This window comes from Phenylobacterium sp. (genome assembly GCF_004799515.1).
Taxonomy (GTDB): Bacteria; Pseudomonadota; Alphaproteobacteria; order Caulobacterales; family Caulobacteraceae; genus Phenylobacterium.
In genome coordinates this window covers 47036-67368 of sequence record NZ_SSMX01000009.1, presented here as the reverse complement: position 1 = coordinate 67368, position 20333 = coordinate 47036, and the positions used below count along the sequence as shown (strand labels likewise).

Here is a 20333-nt window from a genome sequence, read left to right as displayed (position 1 = left end):
CGTTGGTTAGCCGACGTTCATACCTTTCCGTCTCCGTTTCGCGGCATAAAGCTGCTAGGGAGCGGCCAACAGGGATGTGGAGGACAGGACAGGGCGTATGGCGGTTCCGGGCGTAGCCATTCGCGGTCAGCGCAGCCTGCTGCGGCAGATCCGCGAGGCCCTGGCGGGCGGCGGACCGGCCCAGGCGCGGCTGGACATGGTCGTGCGGATCATCGCGCGCTCCATGGTGGCCGAGGTGTGCTCGCTCTACATGCGCCGCGCGGCAGGCGACATGGAGCTGTTCGCCACCGAGGGCCTGGACCCCGCCGCCGTCCACGTCACCCGGATGAAGCCCGGCGAAGGCCTGGTGGGCGAGATCATGAAGCTCGGGCGGCCGCTGAACCTGGCCGACGCCCCGGAACACCCGGCCTTCTCCTACCGGCCGGAGACCGGCGAAGACCCCTACCACGCCTTCCTGGGCGTCCCCCTGCTGCGCGGCGGCCGCGCCATCGGCGTCCTGGTGGTGCAGAACCGCACGGCGCGCATCTATACCGACGACGAGGTCGAGGACCTGCAGATCGTCGCCATGGTGCTGTCCGAGATGGTCGCCGCCGGCGAACTGATCGGCGAGGCGGCGCTGAAGGGCGTGGAGATCGCCCCGCACCGGCCCGAGCGGCTGAAGGGCACCCGCTTCGGCGACGGCCTGGCCTATGGCGTGGCCGTGCTGCACGAGCCGCCGGTGGCGCCGTCGCAGCTGCTCTCCGACGACGTCGCCGCCGAGGAGATGCGCCTCTCCGCCGCCATCCACAGCCTGCAGGCGCAGATCGACCAGATGCTGGCGGGCGACGCCGGCCTCGTCGACGCCTCCTTCGAGGTGCTCGACACCTACCGGATGTTCGCCCATTCGCAGAGCTGGAACCGCAGCCTGCAGGACGCGGTCAGCAACGGCCTCACCGCCGAGGCGGCGGTGGAGCGCGTGCGCTCCGAGCACCGCGCCCGCCTGGGGCAGGCCCGCGACCCCTACCTGCGCGAACGCCTGCACGACCTGGAGGACCTGAACGACCGGCTGCTGCGCCACCTGTCCGGCGACGGCCACGCCGCGCGCGAGCTGCCCGAGAACGCCATCCTGATCGCCCGCAACCTGGGCCCCGCCGACCTCCTGGAATACGACCGCAAGAAGCTGCGCGGCCTGTTGCTCGAGGAAGGCTCGGCGGCCAGCCACGCGGCGATCGTGGCGCGCGCGCTCGACATCCCCTGCGTCGGCCGCCTGCCGAACCTGCGCGACAAGGTCTCCGAAGGCGACATGGTGATCGTCGACGCCGAGACCGGCGAGGCCTACCTGCGCCCGCGCACCGACGTGGTGAAGGCCATCCAGGCCCGCATCGACGTGCGCCGCCAGCGCCGCGCGGAGTTCGACAAGCTGCGCGACACCCCGGCCTTCACCCGCGACGGGGCGAAGATCTCGCTGTTCATGAACGCCGGCCTCGACGTCGACCTCGACATCCTGGTCGACACCGGCGCGGAGGGCATCGGCCTCTTCCGCACCGAATTCCAGTTCATGGTCGCCGAGGAGATGCCGCGCTTCAACGCCCAGACCGCCCTCTACGGCCGGGTGATGGACGCCGCGGGCGACAAGCCGGTGACCTTCCGCACCCTCGACCTGGGCGGCGACAAGGTGCTGCCCTACCTGGAGGCCGAGCGGGAGGACAATCCAGCCCTGGGCTGGCGGGCGATCCGCATGGGCCTCGACCGCCCGGCGCTCCTGCGCCTGCAACTGCGCGCCCTGATCGCCGCGGCCCGTGGCCGGCCGCTGCGGGTGATGTTCCCGCTGGTCGCCAGCGTCGACGAGTTCCGCGCCGCCCGCGCCCTGGTGGACGTGGAGATCGCCTGGGCCCAGCGCCGCGGCCGCCAGGCGCCGTCCCGGCTCGACGTCGGGGCGATGATCGAGGCGCCGTCCCTGGTCTGGCACCTGGATGCGCTCCTGCCGATGACCGACTTCGTCAGCGTCGGCACCAACGACCTGATGCAGTACCTGTTCGCCGCCGACCGCGGGAACCCGCGGGTGGATTCGCGCTACGATCCGCTCTCGCCGCCGGCCCTGCGCGCGCTCGAACAGATTCAGCGCGCCTGCGCCGAGACCGGCACCCCGGTCAGCGTCTGCGGCGAGATGGCCGGCCGCCCGCTGGAGGCCTTCGCCCTGGTGGCGCTCGGCTTCGACCGGCTGTCCATGCCGCCCGCCGGCGTCGGGCCGGTGAAGCAGATGGTGCTGTCCTGCGACCGCGAGGCGGCCCGGCGCGGCGTCGCCGCCCTCTTGAAGAGCGGCGCGGGCTCGGTGCGCAACGAGATCGAGACCCTGGCCCGCAAGATCTACGTCGCGGTCTAGGCGCGACACAGGTCTAATGCCGCGCGAGAACCAAGCGAGTCGGGGGAGCGTCGGAGGGTCCAGGTGAGCGAAACGGACGCCCCCAGCCTGCACTCCGGCGCGGACATCGGCCAGGCGCTGAAGGCGGTCCGCGAGCACCGCAAGCTCAGCCTCGAAGAGCTGGCGGACCTGACCCGCGTGCGCCGCGCTTATCTGGCCGACATCGAGGCCATGCGGCTGGACCACCTGCCGTCGCGCCCCTTCACCATCGGCTACATCCGCGCCTACGCCGAGGCCCTGGGCCTCGACCCCGACGCCGCCGCCGAGCGCTTCAAGGCCGAGGAGCCGGTGCTGGACGAGCCGCTGCGCGCGCCGGTGGGCGTGGGCCAGTCCAACGACCCGCGCGTGGCCGCCATGATCATCGGGGTCATCGTCATCCTGGCGGCGATCATCCTGTGGAACATCGCCCAGCGCGCCATGCTGGCCAACGCGCCGCCGCCGCCGACCGCCTCGCCCCAGGCCGCCGCCAAGGCGCTGGCCGCGCCCGCCCCCGCCAGCATCGCGCTGGGCCCGCCCCTGCCGGCGCCGGTGGAGTCCACCACCCCGCCGCCCTACGAGACGCCGGGCATGCCGATCATTAACCCCGACGGCACGGTGACCAAGCCGCCGCCGCCGCCCAAGACCGGCCTGATCGCCGACGCCCCGCCGGTGGACCCGTCGACCCTACGCCCGGTGTTCGAGGCCACCGGCCAGGTCTATGGCGCGCCCAAGGAACAACCCGCCGCGGTGATCCTGCAGGCGCTGAAGCCCGGCTCGCTGATCGTGCGCGGCCAGGACGGCCAGATCTATTTCGCCCGCCAGTTCGCCGCCGGCGACGCCTTCCGGGTCCCTGAGGTGGGCGGCCTCACGGCCGACGTCTCGCAGCCGAACAACTTCCAGGTCTTCGTGGGCGGCCGCTCCCGCGGCGTCCTCCCGGCCCCGCAGGTGTCGCTGAGCAAGCTCGCCGAGGCGCCGGCCGGGCCCTGAGGCGCAGTAGACTTCAGCCCGGATCAAGATCGAGACTTGGGTTCGGTCGCCGAACCGCCTATTTTCGGCGGCATGAGCGCCGATCATTCCCACGCCGAAGACCACGCCCACACGGACCACACCTCGGTCCGGCCCTGGCGGGCGATCCACCGACGCAAGAGCCGCAAGATCCGCGTGGGCTCGGTCGAGGTCGGCGGCGACGCCCCGATCAGCGTCCAGTCGATGACCAACACGCTCACCGCCGACGCGGCGGCGACCATCGGCCAGATCCGCCAGCTGGAGGAGGCCGGCGCCGACATCGTCCGCGTCTCCTGCCCTGACGAGGACTCCACCAAGGCGTTCAAGACCATCGCCCGTGAGTCCAAGGTGCCGCTCGTGGCCGACATCCACTTCCACTACAAGCGCGGCATCGAGGCCGCCCAGGCCGGCGCCGCCTGTCTGCGGATCAACCCCGGCAACATCGGCTCGGCCGACCGGGTGCGCGACGTGATCCAGGCCGCCCGCGACCACGGGTGCTCCATGCGCATCGGCGTCAACGCCGGCTCACTGGAGCGGGACCTCCTGGAAAAGTACGGCGAGCCCTGCCCCGACGCGATGCTGGAAAGCGCGCTGCGCCACGCCCGCATCCTGCAGGACCACGACTTCCACGAGTTCAAGATCAGCGTGAAGGCCTCCGACATCTTCATGACGGTGGCGGCCTACAACCTGCTGGCCGAGGCCATCGACTGCCCGCTGCATCTGGGCATCACCGAGGCCGGCGCCCTGCGCACCGGGACGGTGAAGTCCTCCATCGGCATGGGCAACCTGCTCTGGGCCGGCATCGGCGACACCATCCGCGTCAGCCTGGCCGCCGACCCGGTGGAGGAGATCAAGGTCGGCTTCGACATGCTGAAGTCGCTGGGCCTGCGCCACCGCGGCGTCAACATCATCGCCTGCCCCTCCTGCGCGCGGCAGGGCTTCAACGTCATCAAGACCGTCGAGAGCCTGGAACAGCGCCTGGCCCATATCGGCCAGCCCATGAGCCTGTCGATCATCGGCTGCGTGGTGAACGGCCCGGGCGAGGCCCTGATGACCGACCTCGGCTTCACCGGCGGCGGCAAGGGCTCTGGCATGGTCTATGTGGCCGGCAAGCCCGACCACAAGATGGACAACGAGGCCATGGTCGACCACATCGTCGGACTGGTCGAAGCCCGCGCCGCCGAACTGGCCTCCGCCAAGATCCCGCAAGCGGCGGAGTGAAATTGCTCCCCTTCTGGGGCGCTGTCGGCGCAGCTGACTGAGGAGGTCATCTCCAGCGTTTGAGCGGACCCCCTCCGGCGCTGCGCGCCACCTCCCCCGAGAGGGGAGGGATGTCGGAAAAATGACGCCCGCGTCACTCTTGCGCCGTCTCCGCATCCGCGCTTAGGTGCCGCCACCATTCAGGGAGCGACACATGTCCGCAGCAGACGGCAACTGGAAGATCACCATCAACACGCCGATGGGCGCGCAGGAGGTCACCGCCGACATCAAGACGAACGGCGACACCTTCACCGGCAAGACCTCGGGCCGCATGGGCGATAGCGAAGTCAGCGGCAAGGTCGACGGCGACACCCTGACCTGGAGCGCCAACATCACCCAGCCGATGCCGATGACCCTGGAATTCTCCGCCACCGTGAGCGGCGATTCCATGACCGGCAACGTCAAGCTCGGCGCCTTCGGCAACGCCCCGCTGAGCGGCGTGCGCATCTAGATCGAGACGCGCCTTCGGGCGTCGGAAAGGCCTCCCCCGGCGACGGGCGGAGGCCTTTTTCGTGGCGTCGATCGGAGGCGGCTACTGGCCCGAGCCGCTGGCTGCGAGGGTGGCCGAGGCGCTGGTGACCAGGCTGGTGGTCATCGGCTGGTCGTGTTTGAAGCCCACGGTGACCAGCACCGCGACGATCAGGATCGCGATGGCGGCGAGGCCAAACAGGACGCTGCGCCCGCGTACGCTCTCCAGGGCCTTCCCCAGCCCCTTTGTGGTGCGTTCGCTCATCTTCAGGTCTCCAGGTGTCCCGCGAGCCCAACGTCCGCCGGACCCGCCTGTTCCGGCGGCCCATTTGGCAAGCCGGCGGCGGGGCGCTAGAGGAAGCTCCCTTCTTTCCAGCCGTCACGGATTCCCTTGCGACTTCCCCAGGCCAGGCTCGACCAGGTGCTCGACCGCTTCCGCGAGATCGAGGCGCGCATGGGCGCGGCCAAGGACGGCCAGGAGATCGTGCGCCTGGGTAAGGAGCACGCCGAGCTGAAGCCGGTGGTCGATGCGGTCACCGCCCTGCAGCGGGTCCGCGACGAGGCGCCGGAGCTGGAGGCCATGGCCGGCGGCGACGACCCCGAGATGGCCGCCATGGCCCGCGACGAGCTGGAGGCCCTGAAGGACCGCCTGCCCCACCTGGAGCGCGAAGTGGCTCTCCTGCTCGCGCCGAAGGACAAGGACGAGAACGCGTCGGCCATCCTTGAAGTGCGCGCCGGCACCGGGGGCGACGAGGCCGCCCTGTTCGCCGGCGACCTCTTCCGCATGTACCAACGCTACGCCGCCGAGCGCGGCTGGCGGGTAGAGATCGATAGCGTCTCCGAAGGGGACGCCGGCGGCTACAAGGAGATCATCGCCGCGGTCACCGGCGACGGCGTGTTCGGCCGGCTGAAGTTCGAGAGCGGCGTCCACCGCGTCCAGCGCGTGCCGGCCACGGAGGCGCAGGGGCGCATCCACACCTCCGCCGCCACCGTCGCCGTCCTGCCCGAGCCCGAAGAGGTCGAGATCGACATCAAGGCGGAGGACATCCGCATCGACACCTACCGCTCCTCCGGCGCCGGCGGCCAGCACGTCAACAAGACCGACTCGGCGGTGCGCATCACCCATCTGCCCAGCGGCATCGTGGTGACCTCGTCGGAGAAGTCGCAGCACCAGAACCGCGCGCGGGCCATGAAGGCCCTCAAGGTCAAGCTCTACGACCAGCAGCGCGAGGCGCTGGACAACGCCCGTTCCGACGCCCGCAAGAGCCAGGTGGGCTCCGGCGACCGTTCCGAGCGCATCCGCACCTACAACTTCCCGCAAGGCCGGGTCACCGACCACCGCATCAACCTGACCCTCTACAACCTGCCCAAGGTGATGGAGGGCGAGGCCCTGGACGACGTCATCGACCCCCTGATCGCCGAGGACCAGGCCGCGCGCCTGTCGGCCCTGGAAGACGAATTCGGCTGACCGGCGCCTCCCGCCCGGCCCTAGGCGGCCCTATCTGAGCCGTTCCAATCGTCTGTCGAGGAAGATCGCCGCATGCGCACATGGTTCATCACCGGCGTCAGCACGGGCCTCGGCCGCGCCCTGGCCGAAGCCGCGCTGGCCGCGGGCGACGCGGTCGTGGGCACTCTGCGCCAGGAAGACGAGCGCGCCGCCTTCGCCGCGATCGCCCCTGGGCGCAGCCACGGCGTCCTGCTGGACGTGACCGACGAGGCGGCCATCGCGCCGGCGGTCGACAGGATCGAGGCGGAGATCGGCGCCATCGACGTCCTGGTCAACAATGCAGGTTACGGCCACGAGGGCGTGCTGGAAGAATCGACGCTGGCGGACCTGCGCCGCCAGTTCGAGGTCAACGTCTTCGGCGTGGTGGCGGTGACGCAAGCGGTGCTGCCGCACATGCGCCGCCGTCGCGCTGGCCGCATCCTCAACATTACCTCGATGGGCGGCATCATCACCATCCCGGGGATCAGCTTCTACCACGGCTCCAAGTTCGCCCTGGAGGGTATCTCCGAGGCGCTCGGCAAGGAAGTGAAGCACCTGGGCATCCACGTCACCGCCGTGGAGCCGGGCGGCTTCCGGACCGACTGGGCCGGCCGCTCCATGGTTCGCGCGCCCCGCGCCATCGGCGACTACGACGAGGTCATGGACCCGATCCGCGAGCGCCGCATCAAGATGAGCGGCCATCAGACCGGCGATCCAGCCAAGGCCGCGCAGGCGATGCTGCAGCTGGTGGCGATGGACGCGCCGCCATTCCATCTGCTGCTCGGCTCCGACGCCTGGCGCCTGGTGCATGAGAAGCTGGACGCCTTGAACGCCGATTTCGACGCCTGGAAGGACCTGACCTTCTCCACCGACGTCGTGGAATAGGTTTGGGAGGCCCGCCTCAGGGCTCGGCGCCCACCTGCTCCTCGAGCTCGGAATTGAACTCCGCGCCCAGGAGCGCGATGGTCAGCGACAGCCAGATCCAGGTCATGAAGCCGACGATGGCCCCCAGCGAGCCATAGGTGCGGTCATAGTGGCCGAAATGGCCGACGTAGAACGAGAAGCCCACCGACATCGCCATCCAGCACGCCGCCGCCAGCACCCCGCCCGGGGTGATCCAGCGCCAGCGCGCCCGTGGCCGCGACGGGGCGAAGCGGTAGAGCAGCGAGAGCCCGCCTACCGCCACCACGAACATCGCCGGCCACCGCGCCAGGCTCGCGCCGCGCAGGGCCTCCAGGTGGAAACTCGCCAGCACTTCCGGCGCGGCCACCACCGCGGCCATGGCGGCGGTCGAGAACAGGATCGCCGCCGCCGTGAAGCCGAGCGAGATGAGGTTGAGCACGACGAAGTTGCGCCGCTCGCGGCACTCGTAGGCCACGTTCAGCCCGCCGATCAGCCCCTTCATCCCGGCGTTGGAGGTCCAGACCGAGAGCAGCAGGCTGACGAAGAAGGTCAGCCCCAGGCTGGCGTGCGAGGTGGCCGCCAGCCGGGCGATCTGGTCGCTGAGCACGCTGACGCCGCCCTCCGGCAGGATGCCGTGCAGGGACGCGATCTGGTTCTGCGCGCCGGCCAGGTCGCCCACCAGGCCATAGAGCGAGACGAAGACGGCCAGCGCCGGGAACAGCGCCAGCAGGGCGTAAAAGGCCGAGCCCGCGGCCACGGCGGGGATGCGGTCCTGGTTGAACTCGGTGAAGGTGCGCTGGACGATCAGCCGCCAGCTGCGGCGGCTGACTTCGCCCAGGGTGTCGGCCGGCTGCACGCTGGAGGGCGGACGCGCCGCCTGCAGCCTGCCGTCGACGAACACCGTCGCCAGGCCCAGCAGCATGCCGATCCCCAGCGCGCTCCAGCGGTCGAAACGGAAGCCGGTCGGGCTCGGGGTCGGGCTCTGACGGATCGTCATGGAGGCCTTGGGGGTTGCTGCGCGGCGACTGAAATTCAACCTGCGCCTTAGTGGTTCCCAACCCGCCGCCGCGACGTCCGTTCCGCTTGTGGCGGGCGGCCTCTTGCGGCAAGCCAGGGCCATGATGGAGCCCACCGCATGAGCCTCAACCTCCTGCAGGCCTGGCAGGCCGCCAAGGCGCGCCTGGAGGCCGCGGGGTTGGCCGGGCCGGTGATCGACGCCCGCCTGCTGGTCGAGGCCGCCGCCGAGGCCACCCGCGCCGACATCGTGGGCGATCCCTACCGCGCGCTGACGCCCGAGCAGGAGGCCACGCTCGAGGACTATCTGACCCGCCGGGAACACCGGGAGCCGATCAGCCACATCCTGGGCCGCAAGGGCTTCTGGAAGATCATGCTGAACGTCACCCCCGACGTGCTGACCCCCCGGCCCGACACCGAGACCCTGGTGGAGTGGGTGCTGCGCGACTTCCCAGAGCGGGCGGCCTGGTCGGTGCTGGACCTGGGCGTCGGCTCCGGCGCCATCCTGCTCTCCATCCTGGCCGAGCGGCCGGCGGCGCGCGGCCTGGGCGTCGACGTCTCCGAGGAGACCCTGGCGGTGGCCCGAGACAATGCCGCCAGCCTCGGCCTCGCCGGGCGCATGGCGCTGTTGCGCGGCGACTGGACCGCGGGGCTGGAGGACGCTGCGTTCGACCTGGTGGTCTCCAACCCGCCCTATATCGCCAGCCACGTGATCGAGACCCTGGAGCCCGAGGTGCGCGACCACGAACCGCGCGTGGCCCTGGTGGGCGGCGACGACGGGCTGATGCACTATCGGGTGCTGGCGCCGGAGATCCTGCGGGTGCTGAAGCCCGGCGGCCGCTTCGCCGTGGAGATCGGCTACGACCAGAAGACGGCCGTCGAGGCCCTGTTCCGGGAGGCCGGCGCGGCCGATATCCAGACCCTGCAGGACCTCGGCCAGCGGGACAGGGTTGTCGCAGGCGCGAAAAAGCCCTTGGAAACCTGAGCCCGACTCGCTAGTTAGAGAGCGTCTCCACCCAATTTGTCGGCTTCCGGTAGAGGCGTCCCCTCAAGGGCGCACACCAGTCCCGGCAGGGCGCGACGGCTTCCCAAAGGCGTCACGTCAGATTTCCGGGCGGAAGACGGGGAACACTAAACGTCTTCGACAATAGAACCGGGCAAGCCGCCCGATCCCGCTGAAGGCTAACGCAGGCCGACCTGACGAGGGTCGCCGCAAGGGAACCAAGACGGTTATCAAATAATGAGAGATTTCAAGGGTATGAAGCGTCAGCGCGGCCGCAACCGCGGCGGCGGTGGGGGCGGCGGCGGCGGCAAGCCGCAAGCGCAGAACACCAATCGCGCGTTCGACTCCAACGGGCCCGAAGGGACCAAGGTCCGCGGCAACGCCCAGCACGTCTTCGAGAAGTACCAACAGCTGGCGCGCGACGCCTCCGCCGCCGGCGACCGGGTGCTGGGCGAAAACTATCTGCAGCACGCCGAGCACTATTTCCGCCTGTTGCGGGCCATGCAGCCCACCCGCCCGGCCAGCGAGATCCTCGGCCGCGACCACTTCTCCTCCGGTTTCGACATCGATTTCGAGGACGAGACCGCCCAGGCCCAGTCCGAGGCCGCCGACGCGGCCTCCGCGGCCGAGCCGCAGCCGCCTGAGGGCGAGGCTTGGCCGAACGGCGAGCGGCCCCGGGATGGACAGAGGGATCAGCAACGCGACGGCCAGCGCGACGACCGCCCTCGTGATGGCCAGCGTGACGATCGTCCCCGCGACGACCGGCCCCGTTACGAGAACCGCGACCGCAACGACGGCGGCGCCCGCGATGGCCAACAAGGCCGCCGCGACAGGCCGTGGCGCGATGAGCGCCCGAGGGATGACCGGCCCAGGGACGAGCGGCCTCGCGAGGACCGCCCCAGGGACGACCGCCCGCGTGACGACCGTCCGCGCTTCGACCGCGACGAACGCCCCCGTGACGAGCGGCCCCGTGACGACCGCAACCGCGACCGCTCCGAGCGCAACCGCGACGACCGGCCCGAACGCGACCCCCTGGCCGTGGTCGAGCCGCAGCCTCAGGCGCCCCTGGTGGCCCCGGCCGCCGAGGCCGCGCCGGAACGGCGGACCCGCGTCCTACGCGACGCCGACGGCGGCGAAAGCCATGCCCCGGCCTTCCTGCAGGCCCCGGCCGCCCGGCCCTCCGCCGCGGCCGCCGCCGATGGTGAGGACGCCCCGAAGCCCCGCCGCCGCCGCGCCCCGCGCCCCGACGGTCCGGCCGCGCCGGAGGCTGAAGAGGCCTGACGGACCATCCCCATCGGGAGCGCCGCGGCGTCATGGGCGTTGCGGCGAACCCGCATGGGCATTACCTCAAGGGCATGCACTCGCCGGACTGCCATCATGAGGACGGCGCCCATCCGGGGCTGAAGGGCCGTGACCTGCGTCATGCCCTGGCCGACGCGGAGCATCGCTGCCTCGATATCCAGGAGCGCCTGACCACACCGCGTCGCCGCGTGCTCGAAATGCTGTTGCAGGCCAACGCCCCCTTGAAGGCCTACGACCTGATCGCCGCCTTCGGCGAAAGCGGCGAGCCCGCCAAGCCGCCCACTGTCTACCGCGCCCTGGAATTCCTCGAGCGCCTGGGCTTCGCCCACCGCATCGAGAGCCTGAACGCCTATGTCCCCTGCCGCCTGGACGGGACCGGCCACGCCGCGGCCTTCCTGATCTGCGACTGCTGCGGGGCGGCCGAGGAGTTCGAGCCGGACTTCGCGCCGGGCCGTGCGGCGGCGCAGGCCAAGGGCTATGCGGTCACCTCCGTCACCCTGGAGGCGCGCGGCCTCTGCCCGGCCTGCCAGGACGCCTGACGGCGGCCGAGCGATTGCGCCGCCAGATCTTCCTCGACTGCGACGGCGTGCTCGCCGACTTCGACAAGGCCGCCGAGGCGATCTTCGGCATGCCCACCGAGGACTTCGAGCGCATCCACGGGACCCGCGAGTTCTGGCGGTTGCTGGCCCGCGCCGACGACTTCTTCGGGCGCCTCGACCTCCTGCCGGACGCCATGCAGCTCTACGACGCGGTCAAGGCCAAGGCCCCGATCATCCTGACCGGCATGCCCGCCGGCGATTGGGCGGAGCCGCAGAAGCGCGCCTGGGCCGTCCGCTATTTTCCCGGCGTGCCGCTGATCGCCACCCAGGCCGCCCTGAAACGCGAGCACTGCCACCCCGGCGATGTCCTGGTGGACGACCGCGACCAGCACCGCGGACTGTGGGAAGAGGCCGGCGGCCTTTTCATCCACCACAAGTCCGCGGACAGCTCGATCGCCGCGCTCAGGGCCGCCGGCTACATCTGACGCTCACCAGTAGAAGATGCCGCGCACCACCTGCACCACGCGGCCGCTGTACTGGTCGACCATGATGGCGTCGCCGCCCACCCGCACCCATTCGAAGCCGGGCGGCGGATAGGGCAGGCCGTAGTCCCCGAAGTCGTTCAGCCAGTAGGACTGGCCGTACCAGCCTTGCGGCAGGAAGTCGCCGAACGCCCAGGAGCGCACGAAATAGCCGTAGGGCGCGCGATAGGGCGCGGCGCGGAACCGCTGCTGGGCCCAGTAGACCGGCGGATAGCGCCCGGGCGCCCAGCGCTGGGCCTGGCCGCCGTGGCCGACCGGCGCGCCGCCCCGGCCGTCGGCCTGATGGCCGAAGCCGCGGTCGGCGCCGGCGCCGGGCGGGACCACCTCGTGCGGCCCGCGCTCATGGTCGAAGGGCGGACGGCCCGCGCCAGAGCCAGGCCCGCCGCCAGCGCCCGGACCGGGGGCCGCCTCACGGGAATAGCGCTGGTCGCCGGGCCCCTGGCCCTGGCCGGGACCTGGCGCCTGGAAATGCTGTCCCGAGCCGCGATCGCCCTGGAAACCGCCGCCGGCGCCCGGCCCGCGGTTCGGTGCGCCGGCCGGCGGTCCGCCCGGCCGGCCGGCCTGGAAGCCGCCCCCGCCCGGAGGTCCCTCGTGGGGCGCGCCGCCCGGCGGGCCGCCGCGCGGGGCCTGCGGATGCGCGGGCGCCGACTGGCTGTCGCGCCGGTCCTGCTCCTGCGCCAGGGCCGAGCCGCTCGCCGCGGCGAACAGCATCAGGGTCAAGGCGGCGGTCCGTCCGGCGTTTGGGGGTCTTTTCATCGTCTCTCTCCAGGTCCGACCGGCAAAGCTTAGAGCTTTGTCACCCGACGCGCTCCACTCTTGCTCACACCCGTGAACCACGCTTGAACGGCGCGGTCCCGCAAGGGTCAGGATCGGAGCGCGGACAGACGTGGTGGCGCACATCAACGACATCTTGAGCTTCTGGCGCACCGCCGGGCCGGAGAAGTGGTTCAAGAAGGTCATCGCCTTCGACGAGGCCATCCGCCTGAAGTTCGAGCCCACCCACCACGCGGCCGCGCGGGGCGAATACGACGGTTGGGCTTCCACGGCGGAAGGCGCACTGGCGCTGCTGATCCTGCTCGACCAGTTCCCGCGCAACCTCTACCGCCGCTCGGCCCACGCCTTCGCCACCGACCCCAAGGCCCGCGCCATCGCCCGCGCCGCCATTGAGCAGGGCCTCGACAAGCAGGTCGAGCCGGACCTCCGCAACTTCTTCTACCTGCCCTTCGAGCACTCCGAGGACCTGGCTGACCAGGACTACGGCCTGGCTCTGGTGGCCGAGGCCGGCGTGGCGGACGACCTGAAGTGGGCCGGGATCCACCGAGACATCATCGCCCGCTTCGGCCGCTTCCCCCACCGCAACGCCGCCCTCGGCCGCACGACCACCCCGGCCGAGCAGGAGTTCCTCGACGAGGGCGGGTTTTCGGGGTGAGACCCGCACCACTCCTTCGTCATGCTCCGGCGATTTGATCGCTTGATCTGTGGATAGCGATTCGCCGTTAGCGCGTTCGACACGCGAATCAGGCACGGTCCCGTCTATTCCAATGAACGCCCTCACCGCCCCCCCGCAGGCCCAAGAGGCCGCCGCCGATCATCCGGAGCGGCAGTACCTCGCCCTGCTGGCGGACATCCTGGCCAATGGCGTGTCGCGCGGCGACCGCACGGGCACGGGCACGCTGGGCGTCTTCGGCCGGCAGATGCGCTTCGACCTGGCCCAAGGTTTCCCGCTGCTGACCACCAAGAAGCTGCACAGGAAGTCGATCATCCTGGAGCTGCTCTGGTTCCTGCGCGGCGACACCAACGTGCAGTGGCTGCGGGACCGCGGCGTCAGCATCTGGGACGAATGGGCCGACGCCGAGGGCGAGCTCGGGCCGGTCTATGGCAAGCAATGGCGCTCCTGGACCGCGCCGGACGGCCGGGTGATCGACCAGATCGCCACCGTCGTGGAGGGCCTGAAGACCAACCCCAACAGCCGCCGTCACATCGTCTCGGCCTGGAACCCGGCCGACGTGGACGACATGGCGCTGCCGCCCTGCCACTGCCTGTTCCAGTTCTTCGTCGCTGACGGGAAACTGAGCTGCCAGCTCTACCAGCGCTCCGCCGACGTTTTCCTGGGCGTGCCGTTCAACATCGCCAGCTACGCCTTGCTGACCATGATGGTGGCGCAGGTGGTGGGCCTCGAGCCCGGCGAGTTCGTCCACACCCTGGGCGACGCGCACCTCTACCTCAACCACCTCGAGCAGGCCCGCGCGCAACTGGCGCGCGAGCCCCTGCCCTTGCCGATCATGGAAATCGCCCCGAAGCGCGACCTCTTCGCCTTCGAGTACGAGGATTTCAAGCTCAGGGGATACCAGGCGCACCCGAGCATTTCGGCGCCCATCGCGGTCTGATCCTGACGCCGCGTGAGTCCCGGCTTTCGCCGGGACGCCCGGGGAATGCTAAAGAGTCCGCATGCCCATCATCACCCTCACCGCCGGTCCTATCGCGCGCGCGCGCAACGGCGTCATCGGCAAGGACGGCGGCCTGCCCTGGCGGCTGAAGACCGACCTCGCCAACTTCCGCGCCGTGACCATGGGCAAGCCGGTGATCATGGGCCGCAAGACCTGGGACAGCCTGCCGAAAAAGCCGCTGGTCGGACGCACCAACATCGTGCTCAGCCGCGACGGCTCCTTCGAGCCCAAGGGCGCGGTGGTCTGCGAGGAGTTCGGCGAGGCGGTCTCCATCGCCCGCGAGCAGGCGGCCGAGGACGGCGCGCGCGAGGTCTGCGTCATCGGCGGCGCCTCGCTGTTCGAGCTGGCGCTGGCCAAGGCGACCCGCGTCTACCTCACCGACGTCGACGCCGAGGTGGAAGGCGACGTGACGCTGGCCCCCCTCGACCCGGCGGTCTGGCATGAGGTCAGCGCCAAGGCCTATCCGGCCGGCGAGGGCGACGACTATCCGGTGGTGATCCGGGTGCTGGAACGCCGCTGATCGCCCCGCTAGGCTCGCGTCCAACGAGAAATGCCGGGAGACGCGCCATGGACATCGAGCTGGTCTGCGAGGGCCTGGAATTCCCCGAAGGCCCGATCGCCATGGCCGACGGCTCTATCGTCCTGACCGAGATCAAGGCCGGCCGCCTGACCCGGGTCACGCCGGACGGCCGGAAGGAGACGGTTGTCGAGACCGGCGGCGGGCCGAACGGGGCGGCCATCGGCCCGGACGGCGCCATCTGGATCACCAACAACGGCGGGGTGTTCACCTGGCTGGACGTCAACGGCCTGACCATCCCCGGCCCGACGGCCGCCAGCCACATCGGCGGTTCGCTGCAACGCTACGAGCTCGCCTCCGGCAAGCTGGAGACCGTCTACGAGGCCTGCGACGGCCGACGGCTGATCGGGCCCAACGACCTGGTCTTCGACCGCCAGGGCGGCGTCTGGTTCACCGACCACGGCTGCGCCACGCCCGAGGGCCGCAAGTACGGCGGGATCTACTATGCGAAGACCGACGGCTCGCACATCAGCCGCCAGCGCGACCACCTGATCGCGCCCAACGGCATTGGCCTGTCGCCCGACGAGACGGTGGTCTACGCCGCCGACACCCAGCTCGGGCGCCTCTGGGCCTTCGACGTCGCCGAGCCGGGCGTGCTCGCGCCCGGTCCCGGCTTCGCGCCCGGCCGGGTGATCTGCAACCTGCCGGACTACCAGCTGCTGGACAGCCTGGCGGTCGAGGCGGGCGGCAAGGTCTGCGTGGCCACCATCATCAACGGCGGGATCACCGCCTTCGACCCCGGCGGCGGGGTCGAGCACCACGCCTTCCCCGACCTGATCTGCACCAACATCTGCTTCGGCGGCGCCGACCTGCGCGACGCCTGGGTGACCGCCTCGTCCACCGGCAAGCTCTACAAGGCCCGCTGGCCCCGCCCGGGCCTGAAGCTGAACTTCAACGCCTAGGATCGCCCCTCCCCACGCAAAGCTGAGCGGGAACAATCGAGCGATTTGAGCGCTTAACGGCTTCAGGGTGGGGGTTTCTGAAGCCAGAGACGCCGCGGTCAACGAGAGAGGCGTGATGAACAACATGAGGCTCGCCGGCGAAGCCGACGCCTCCATGGGCATTCCTGGGCTGGACGATATCCTGATCGGCGGGCTGGCGCGCGATCGCGTCTACCTGCTGGAAGGCAGCCCGGGCACCGGCAAGACCACCGCGGCGATGAGCTTCCTGCGCGCCGGCGCGGCGCTCGGCGAAACGGCGCTCTACATCACCCTTTCCGAGACCGAGGAGGAGCTGCGCGACACCGCCCACTCCCACGGCTGGAACCTGGACGGGGTCGAGGTCTTCGAGCTGGTCCCGCCGGAAAGCCTGCTCGACGAACAGCAGCAGCAGAGCCTGCTCTATTCTTCCGACCTGGAGCTGGGCGAAACCACCCGCATGATCTTCGAGGCCGTGGAGCGCGTCCAGCCGCGCCGGGTGGTGATCGACAGCCTGTCGGAGATCCGCCTCCTGGCGCAAAGCTCCCTGCGCTACCGCCGCCAGGTGCTGGCGTTGAAGCACTATTTCGCCAAGCACGGGGCCACAGTCCTGATGCTGGACGACCTCACCACCGAGAGCCTCGACAAGACCGTCCACAGCGTCGCCCACGGGGTCATCCGCCTGGAGGAGCTGGCGCCCGAGTACGGCGCGGAGCGGCGCCGCGTGCGGGTGATCAAGTACCGCGGGCGCAAGTTCCGCGGCGGCTTCCACGACTTCATGATCCGCACCGGCGGCCTGGAGGTCTATCCGCGGCTGGTCTCCGCCGAGCACAAGACCGATTTCAAGCGCACGCCCATGACGAGCGGCGTGGCGGGCCTGGACGCGGTCCTGGGCGGCGGGATCGAGCGCGGGTCGAGCTGCCTGATCCTCGGGCCGGCCGGCACCGGCAAGTCGCTGGTGGCGCTCTACTTCATCCTCTCGGCCATCCAGCGCGGCGAAAAGGCCGCCCTCTTCGCCTTCGACGAGGAGCTGGGCCTGCTGTTCGCGCGCACCAAGGCCTTCGGCATCGACCTGGAGGCCATGCGCGACTCCGGCGACCTCATCGTCCAGCAGGTGGACGCCGCGGAGCTGTCGCCCGGCGAGTTCACCGCCAACGTCCGCGAGTGCGTCGACGCCAAGGGCATCAAGACCGTGGTGATCGACAGCCTCAACGGCTACCAGGCGGCAATGCCGGAGGAGAACTTCCTCGTCCTGCACATCCACGAGCTGCTGCAGTACCTGAACCGGCAGGGCGCCACGACCTTCCTGACCGTCGCCCAACATGGCCTGGTCGGTGACATGAAGGCGCCGGTGGACGTCACCTACCTGGCCGACACCGTCATCCTGCTGCGCTACTTCGAGGCCACGGGCGAGGTGCGCCGGGCCATGTCGGTGATCAAGAAGCGCAGCGGCCAGCACGAGAAGACCATCCGCGAGTTCGAGATCGGCGACGAGGGCCTCACCGTCGGCGATCCGCTGGTCGATTTCCACGGGGTGCTGCGTGGCGTCCCGAACTTCGTAGGCAAGGGCTCCGGGCTGATGGGAGACCCCTCCGCATGAACGTCGCGGCGCCGGCCGCATCGGTCTCCGAACGGGTCCTGATCGTCGCCCCGATGGGCCGTGACGCCGCCATCGCCGGGGCGATCCTCGAGGAGGCGCGCGCCTCGCTGCTGGTCTGCGGCGACCTGCCCTGCCTGCTGACCGAGTTCGCCCAGGGCGTCGGCGTGGCCCTGATCGCCGAGGAGGCCCTGCAGAGCGCGGACTATCCCGACCTGGTGCGCTGGATCGACGGCCAGCCGGCCTGGTCGGACCTGCCCATCGTGCTGATCGCCCACCGCGGCGGCGGCATGGAGCGCAACCCCTTCGCACGGCGCCTGGCGGCCGCCCTCGGCAACGTCACCTTCCTGGAGCGGCCTTTCCATCCGACCACCCTGGTCAGCGTCATCGAGACGGCGCTGCGCGGCCGCCGCCGCCAGTACGAGGCCCGCGAGCGCATCGAGGCCATCCGCGCCGCCGAGACCCTGCTGGAGCGCCGCGTCGAGGAACGCACCGCCGAGCTGGAAAGCGCCAACCGCCAGCTCGCCGGCCAGATCGCCGAGCGCGAGCGGGTGGAGACGGTGCTGCGCCAGACCCAGCGGCTGGAGGCCGTGGGCCAGCTCACCTCCGGCGTCGCCCACGACTTCAACAATCTCCTGATGGTCATCCTGGGCAATGTGCGCCAGATGCAGAAGGCCGCCTCCGATCCCCCCACCGGCCGGCGGCTGGCGATGATGGCCCAGGCCGCCGAGCGCGGCGCCCAGCTCACCGCCCAGATGCTGGCCTTCTCCCGCCGCCAGCGGCTGGAGCCACGCATTGTAGACCTCAACGACACCGTCCGCGGCATGCGCGACCTGCTGCAGGCGACCATGGGCGGCAGCGTCCGCATCGAGACCGGCCTGCAGCCGGACCTCTGGCCGGCGATGATCGATCCCACCCAGATCGAGCTGGTCATCCTCAACCTGGCGATCAACGCCCGCGACGCCATGGAGGTGGGCGGCACGCTGACCGTGGAGACCGGCAACGTCACCCTGCCGCCGCCCGCCACGCCCGAGGCGCCGGCCGCCGGCGACTATGTGCGGATCGCGGTGGAGGACACGGGCTCCGGCATGACCCCGGAAGTGCTGGCCAAGGTGTTCGAGCCCTTCTTCACCACCAAGGAGGTCGGCAAGGGTTCGGGCCTGGGCCTTAGCCAGGTGTTCGGTCTGGCCAAGCAGTCGGGCGGCGGGGTGCGCATCGACTCCACCCCTGGCGAGGGGACCTGCGTCCAGGTCTTCCTGCCGCGCGCCTCGGGCGTGCCGGACGCCGAGGCCGTCGATGGGCTTAGCGAGGCCGCCCCGGCGCCGCGCGACCTTAACGTCCTCCTGGTCGACGACGACAGCGCCGTGCGCGAGGTCACCGCCGGCATCCTGCAGGACCTGGGCTATGGCGTGGTGGAGGCCGGCAGCGGCGGCGCGGCCCTCGACCTGCTCGACCACCAGGATCGGATCGATCTCCTGCTGCTCGACTTCGCCATGCCCGGCATGAACGGCGCCGAGGTGGCCCGCGAGGTGCATGCGCGCAGGCCGGGCCTGCCGATCCTGTTCCTCACCGGCTACGCCGACACCGAGGCCCTGGCCGCCGCCGGCGACGACGGCATCCTGCGCAAGCCGTTCGTGGAAAAGGACCTCGCCGCCAAGCTGAGCTCGGTCCTGCGGCCGGCCTAGATCAGCGCGCGGCCCAGGGTCTCGGAACTCGTGGTGTCGACGAGGGCGTTCTCCGCCTTGGCCTTGTCCTCGTCGTCGCCCAGGCCGGTGTGGAAGTCCTGCAGGATGTCGAACAGCTCGTCGAGTTCGACCTTCAGCGGCCGGCCCTTGGGGAAGCGGTAGCGCCAGAAGCTGGCGATGTGGCTGACCATGCCGGTGCGTTCGCCCAGGGTGATGAACATCTCCGGCGACTTCAGCAGGAAGTTGCGGAAGGCCATGGGGTTGCCGGCCTGGGTCAGCTCGGCGAAGGCGTCATCGTAGACCTGCAGGGTGACCCGCACCTTGCGCACCTGGCCGAGGATCGCCTGGTTCACCCGCGCGCCCACGTCCTTGACCTGGTTCAAGAGCTCGTTGTCGCGCGGGCCCACCACCTTGATCTCGGTGAGCTCGGCGATGACGTCGCGCAGCTCGGGCCACAGGCTGTTCAGCACCCACTTGTAGTAGAGGAAGCCCTTCCAGCTGAAGATGCCCTCGCGGAAGTTCTCGCCCTCCAGGCCGAGCGTAAGGCGCAACGGCTCCAGGCGGGTGTCGTCCTGGCCCGAGAGCAGGAGGCTCACCAGCTTGGAGATGTTGGCGTTGGCGCCGCTGCTGGAGCGGCCGTAGGCCAGCTCCACCAGCTTCGAGATCTCGCCGGAGACGAAGCGCTGCATGCGGTCGAGGTCCGCCGGCGAGATGGCGAAGTAGCAGTTGGCGATCCGGAAATCCCGCCGCTTCAGATGCTCGCGCAGCAGGAAGGGGTCCAGCGACGGCAGCTCGTCCAGCGCTTCCAGGAGCGCGATGTCGCGCGCCTCTTCGTCCTGGTCGCCGCGCAGCTGGTACAGCAGCTCCTGCCAGCCGCGCTGGCCCACAAACAGCGACCGGCCGCCGAGGCCCAGGTCCGTGCGCTCGAAGGGGATGATCACCTTCGTGGAGATCCGCTTGGCCTGTTCGAAGATGTACTGCTCGTCGGCGCGCAGGCGGTGCTTGATGATCACCGCCCCGTTGAGCGAACTGGCCTTGAAGAAGGGGGCGGCCTCGTATTCCGGGTCGCCGGCGTTCTGGTTGGCGACGGCGGCGAGGTTGAGCACACGGCTGGTCGAGGCGGTCCGCTCGAGCCCGCTCAGGCTCCGGAACGAGCGGTCTTGTGCGCGCGCGACCACGATCCACCTCCGAAAGCGGCGCCCCCGGGC

General features: G+C 70.4%; 20 protein-coding genes. 16 read left to right on the top strand and 4 right to left on the bottom strand.

What is annotated here, in order from left to right; genetic code table 11:
* Positions 1–97 precede the first annotated feature (97 nt).
* From ptsP to E8A49_RS04905, 4 genes are all read left to right on the top strand, one after another.
* On the top strand, positions 98–2362 hold the full coding sequence (ptsP, locus tag E8A49_RS04920; RefSeq protein ID WP_293376974.1) for a phosphoenolpyruvate--protein phosphotransferase: 2265 nt from the start codon (positions 98–100) through the stop codon (positions 2360–2362).
* 63 nt (positions 2363–2425) lie between these two features.
* Complete coding sequence (locus E8A49_RS04915) at positions 2426–3367, top strand: helix-turn-helix domain-containing protein (RefSeq protein WP_293376971.1); 942 nt, start codon at positions 2426–2428, stop codon at positions 3365–3367.
* Positions 3368–3439: 72 nt separating this feature from the next.
* Entirely contained in the window at positions 3440–4606 is a 1167-nt protein-coding gene (gene ispG, locus E8A49_RS04910) for a flavodoxin-dependent (E)-4-hydroxy-3-methylbut-2-enyl-diphosphate synthase (RefSeq protein WP_293376968.1), read from the top strand.
* A gap of 193 nt (positions 4607–4799) precedes the next feature.
* Positions 4800–5096 (top strand): hypothetical protein, encoded by a 297-nt coding sequence (locus E8A49_RS04905; RefSeq protein WP_293376965.1) that lies wholly within the window; start codon positions 4800–4802, stop codon positions 5094–5096.
* An 81-nt stretch (positions 5097–5177) separates the two neighbouring features.
* Here the strand turns inward: E8A49_RS04905 and E8A49_RS04900 are convergent, their stop codons facing one another.
* Complete coding sequence (locus E8A49_RS04900; RefSeq protein ID WP_293376963.1) at positions 5178–5378, bottom strand: hypothetical protein; 201 nt, start codon at positions 5376–5378, stop codon at positions 5178–5180.
* A 126-nt stretch (positions 5379–5504) separates the two neighbouring features.
* Here E8A49_RS04900 and prfA point away from each other — a divergent pair, with 126 nt between their 5' ends.
* A complete protein-coding gene (prfA, locus tag E8A49_RS04895) occupies positions 5505–6581 on the top strand; it encodes a peptide chain release factor 1 (protein ID WP_293376960.1) in 1077 nt (358 codons plus the stop codon).
* Between the two features lie 72 nt (positions 6582–6653).
* Positions 6654–7484, top strand: a complete 831-nt coding sequence (locus tag E8A49_RS04890) for an oxidoreductase (RefSeq protein ID WP_293376957.1) — start codon at positions 6654–6656, stop codon at positions 7482–7484.
* Between the two features lie 16 nt (positions 7485–7500).
* Here E8A49_RS04890 and E8A49_RS04885 read toward each other — a convergent pair whose 3' ends face one another.
* Positions 7501–8499, bottom strand: a complete 999-nt coding sequence (locus E8A49_RS04885; protein WP_293376954.1) for a YihY/virulence factor BrkB family protein — start codon at positions 8497–8499, stop codon at positions 7501–7503.
* Between the two features lie 138 nt (positions 8500–8637).
* Here E8A49_RS04885 and prmC point away from each other — a divergent pair, with 138 nt between their 5' ends.
* From prmC to E8A49_RS04865, 4 genes are all read left to right on the top strand, one after another.
* Positions 8638–9501 (top strand): peptide chain release factor N(5)-glutamine methyltransferase, encoded by an 864-nt coding sequence (gene prmC / locus E8A49_RS04880; RefSeq protein ID WP_293376952.1) that lies wholly within the window; start codon positions 8638–8640, stop codon positions 9499–9501.
* Positions 9502–9756: 255 nt separating this feature from the next.
* Positions 9757–10800 carry a DUF4167 domain-containing protein gene (locus E8A49_RS04875; RefSeq protein WP_293376950.1) on the top strand — a complete coding sequence of 348 codons (1044 nt, stop codon included), beginning with the start codon at positions 9757–9759 and terminating at the stop codon, positions 10798–10800.
* Positions 10801–10832: 32 nt separating this feature from the next.
* A complete protein-coding gene (locus tag E8A49_RS04870; RefSeq protein WP_293376948.1) occupies positions 10833–11360 on the top strand; it encodes a Fur family transcriptional regulator in 528 nt (175 codons plus the stop codon).
* A gap of 14 nt (positions 11361–11374) precedes the next feature.
* Positions 11375–11845 carry a hypothetical protein gene (locus tag E8A49_RS04865; RefSeq protein WP_293376946.1) on the top strand — a complete coding sequence of 157 codons (471 nt, stop codon included), beginning with the start codon at positions 11375–11377 and terminating at the stop codon, positions 11843–11845.
* A gap of 3 nt (positions 11846–11848) precedes the next feature.
* Here the strand turns inward: E8A49_RS04865 and E8A49_RS04860 are convergent, their stop codons facing one another.
* On the bottom strand, positions 11849–12658 hold the full coding sequence (locus E8A49_RS04860) for an RcnB family protein (RefSeq protein ID WP_293376944.1): 810 nt from the start codon (positions 12656–12658) through the stop codon (positions 11849–11851).
* A gap of 130 nt (positions 12659–12788) precedes the next feature.
* On the opposite strand from E8A49_RS04860, the gene E8A49_RS04855 reads away from it, so the two are divergent.
* The 6 genes from E8A49_RS04855 to E8A49_RS04830 all read left to right on the top strand — a co-directional run bounded on the left by E8A49_RS04855 (position 12789) and on the right by E8A49_RS04830 (position 19125).
* Complete coding sequence (locus E8A49_RS04855; protein WP_293376942.1) at positions 12789–13331, top strand: DUF924 family protein; 543 nt, start codon at positions 12789–12791, stop codon at positions 13329–13331.
* A gap of 112 nt (positions 13332–13443) precedes the next feature.
* Positions 13444–14289 carry a thymidylate synthase gene (locus tag E8A49_RS04850; protein ID WP_293376940.1) on the top strand — a complete coding sequence of 282 codons (846 nt, stop codon included), beginning with the start codon at positions 13444–13446 and terminating at the stop codon, positions 14287–14289.
* A gap of 61 nt (positions 14290–14350) precedes the next feature.
* Complete coding sequence (locus E8A49_RS04845) at positions 14351–14869, top strand: dihydrofolate reductase (RefSeq protein WP_293376938.1); 519 nt, start codon at positions 14351–14353, stop codon at positions 14867–14869.
* A gap of 47 nt (positions 14870–14916) precedes the next feature.
* Positions 14917–15828 (top strand): SMP-30/gluconolactonase/LRE family protein, encoded by a 912-nt coding sequence (locus E8A49_RS04840; RefSeq protein WP_293376936.1) that lies wholly within the window; start codon positions 14917–14919, stop codon positions 15826–15828.
* Positions 15829–15943: 115 nt separating this feature from the next.
* Entirely contained in the window at positions 15944–17443 is a 1500-nt protein-coding gene (locus tag E8A49_RS04835; protein ID WP_293376934.1) for an ATPase domain-containing protein, read from the top strand.
* Positions 17440–19125, top strand: coding sequence for a response regulator (locus E8A49_RS04830; RefSeq protein WP_293376932.1), 1686 nt, complete (start codon positions 17440–17442; stop codon positions 19123–19125). The genes E8A49_RS04835 and E8A49_RS04830 overlap by 4 nt, the downstream gene beginning before the upstream one ends.
* On the opposite strand, the gene E8A49_RS04825 is transcribed toward E8A49_RS04830, so the two are convergent.
* Positions 19122–20303 carry a hypothetical protein gene (locus E8A49_RS04825; RefSeq protein WP_293376930.1) on the bottom strand — a complete coding sequence of 394 codons (1182 nt, stop codon included), beginning with the start codon at positions 20301–20303 and terminating at the stop codon, positions 19122–19124. The genes E8A49_RS04830 and E8A49_RS04825 overlap by 4 nt on opposite strands.
* Positions 20304–20333 lie beyond the last annotated feature (30 nt).

What these genes read in the sequence shown, in the direction of transcription:
- ptsP (WP_293376974.1), top strand. Translation starts at nt 98, where the DNA reads ATGGCGGTTCCGGGCGTAGCCATTCGCGGTCAGCGCAGCCTGCTGCGG.
- ispG (WP_293376968.1), top strand. Translation starts at nt 3,440, where the DNA reads ATGAGCGCCGATCATTCCCACGCCGAAGACCACGCCCACACGGACCAC.
- E8A49_RS04905 (WP_293376965.1), top strand. Translation starts at nt 4,800, where the DNA reads ATGTCCGCAGCAGACGGCAACTGGAAGATCACCATCAACACGCCGATG.
- E8A49_RS04900 (WP_293376963.1), bottom strand. Translation starts at nt 5,378, where the DNA reads ATGAGCGAACGCACCACAAAGGGGCTGGGGAAGGCCCTGGAGAGCGTA.
- E8A49_RS04890 (WP_293376957.1), top strand. Translation starts at nt 6,654, where the DNA reads ATGCGCACATGGTTCATCACCGGCGTCAGCACGGGCCTCGGCCGCGCC.
- E8A49_RS04885 (WP_293376954.1), bottom strand. Translation starts at nt 8,499, where the DNA reads ATGACGATCCGTCAGAGCCCGACCCCGAGCCCGACCGGCTTCCGTTTC.
- prmC (WP_293376952.1), top strand. Translation starts at nt 8,638, where the DNA reads ATGAGCCTCAACCTCCTGCAGGCCTGGCAGGCCGCCAAGGCGCGCCTG.
- E8A49_RS04875 (WP_293376950.1), top strand. Translation starts at nt 9,757, where the DNA reads ATGAGAGATTTCAAGGGTATGAAGCGTCAGCGCGGCCGCAACCGCGGC.
- E8A49_RS04870 (WP_293376948.1), top strand. Translation starts at nt 10,833, where the DNA reads ATGGGCGTTGCGGCGAACCCGCATGGGCATTACCTCAAGGGCATGCAC.
- E8A49_RS04860 (WP_293376944.1), bottom strand. Translation starts at nt 12,658, where the DNA reads ATGAAAAGACCCCCAAACGCCGGACGGACCGCCGCCTTGACCCTGATG.
- E8A49_RS04850 (WP_293376940.1), top strand. Translation starts at nt 13,444, where the DNA reads ATGAACGCCCTCACCGCCCCCCCGCAGGCCCAAGAGGCCGCCGCCGAT.
- E8A49_RS04845 (WP_293376938.1), top strand. Translation starts at nt 14,351, where the DNA reads ATGCCCATCATCACCCTCACCGCCGGTCCTATCGCGCGCGCGCGCAAC.
- E8A49_RS04840 (WP_293376936.1), top strand. Translation starts at nt 14,917, where the DNA reads ATGGACATCGAGCTGGTCTGCGAGGGCCTGGAATTCCCCGAAGGCCCG.
- E8A49_RS04835 (WP_293376934.1), top strand. Translation starts at nt 15,944, where the DNA reads ATGAACAACATGAGGCTCGCCGGCGAAGCCGACGCCTCCATGGGCATT.
- E8A49_RS04830 (WP_293376932.1), top strand. Translation starts at nt 17,440, where the DNA reads ATGAACGTCGCGGCGCCGGCCGCATCGGTCTCCGAACGGGTCCTGATC.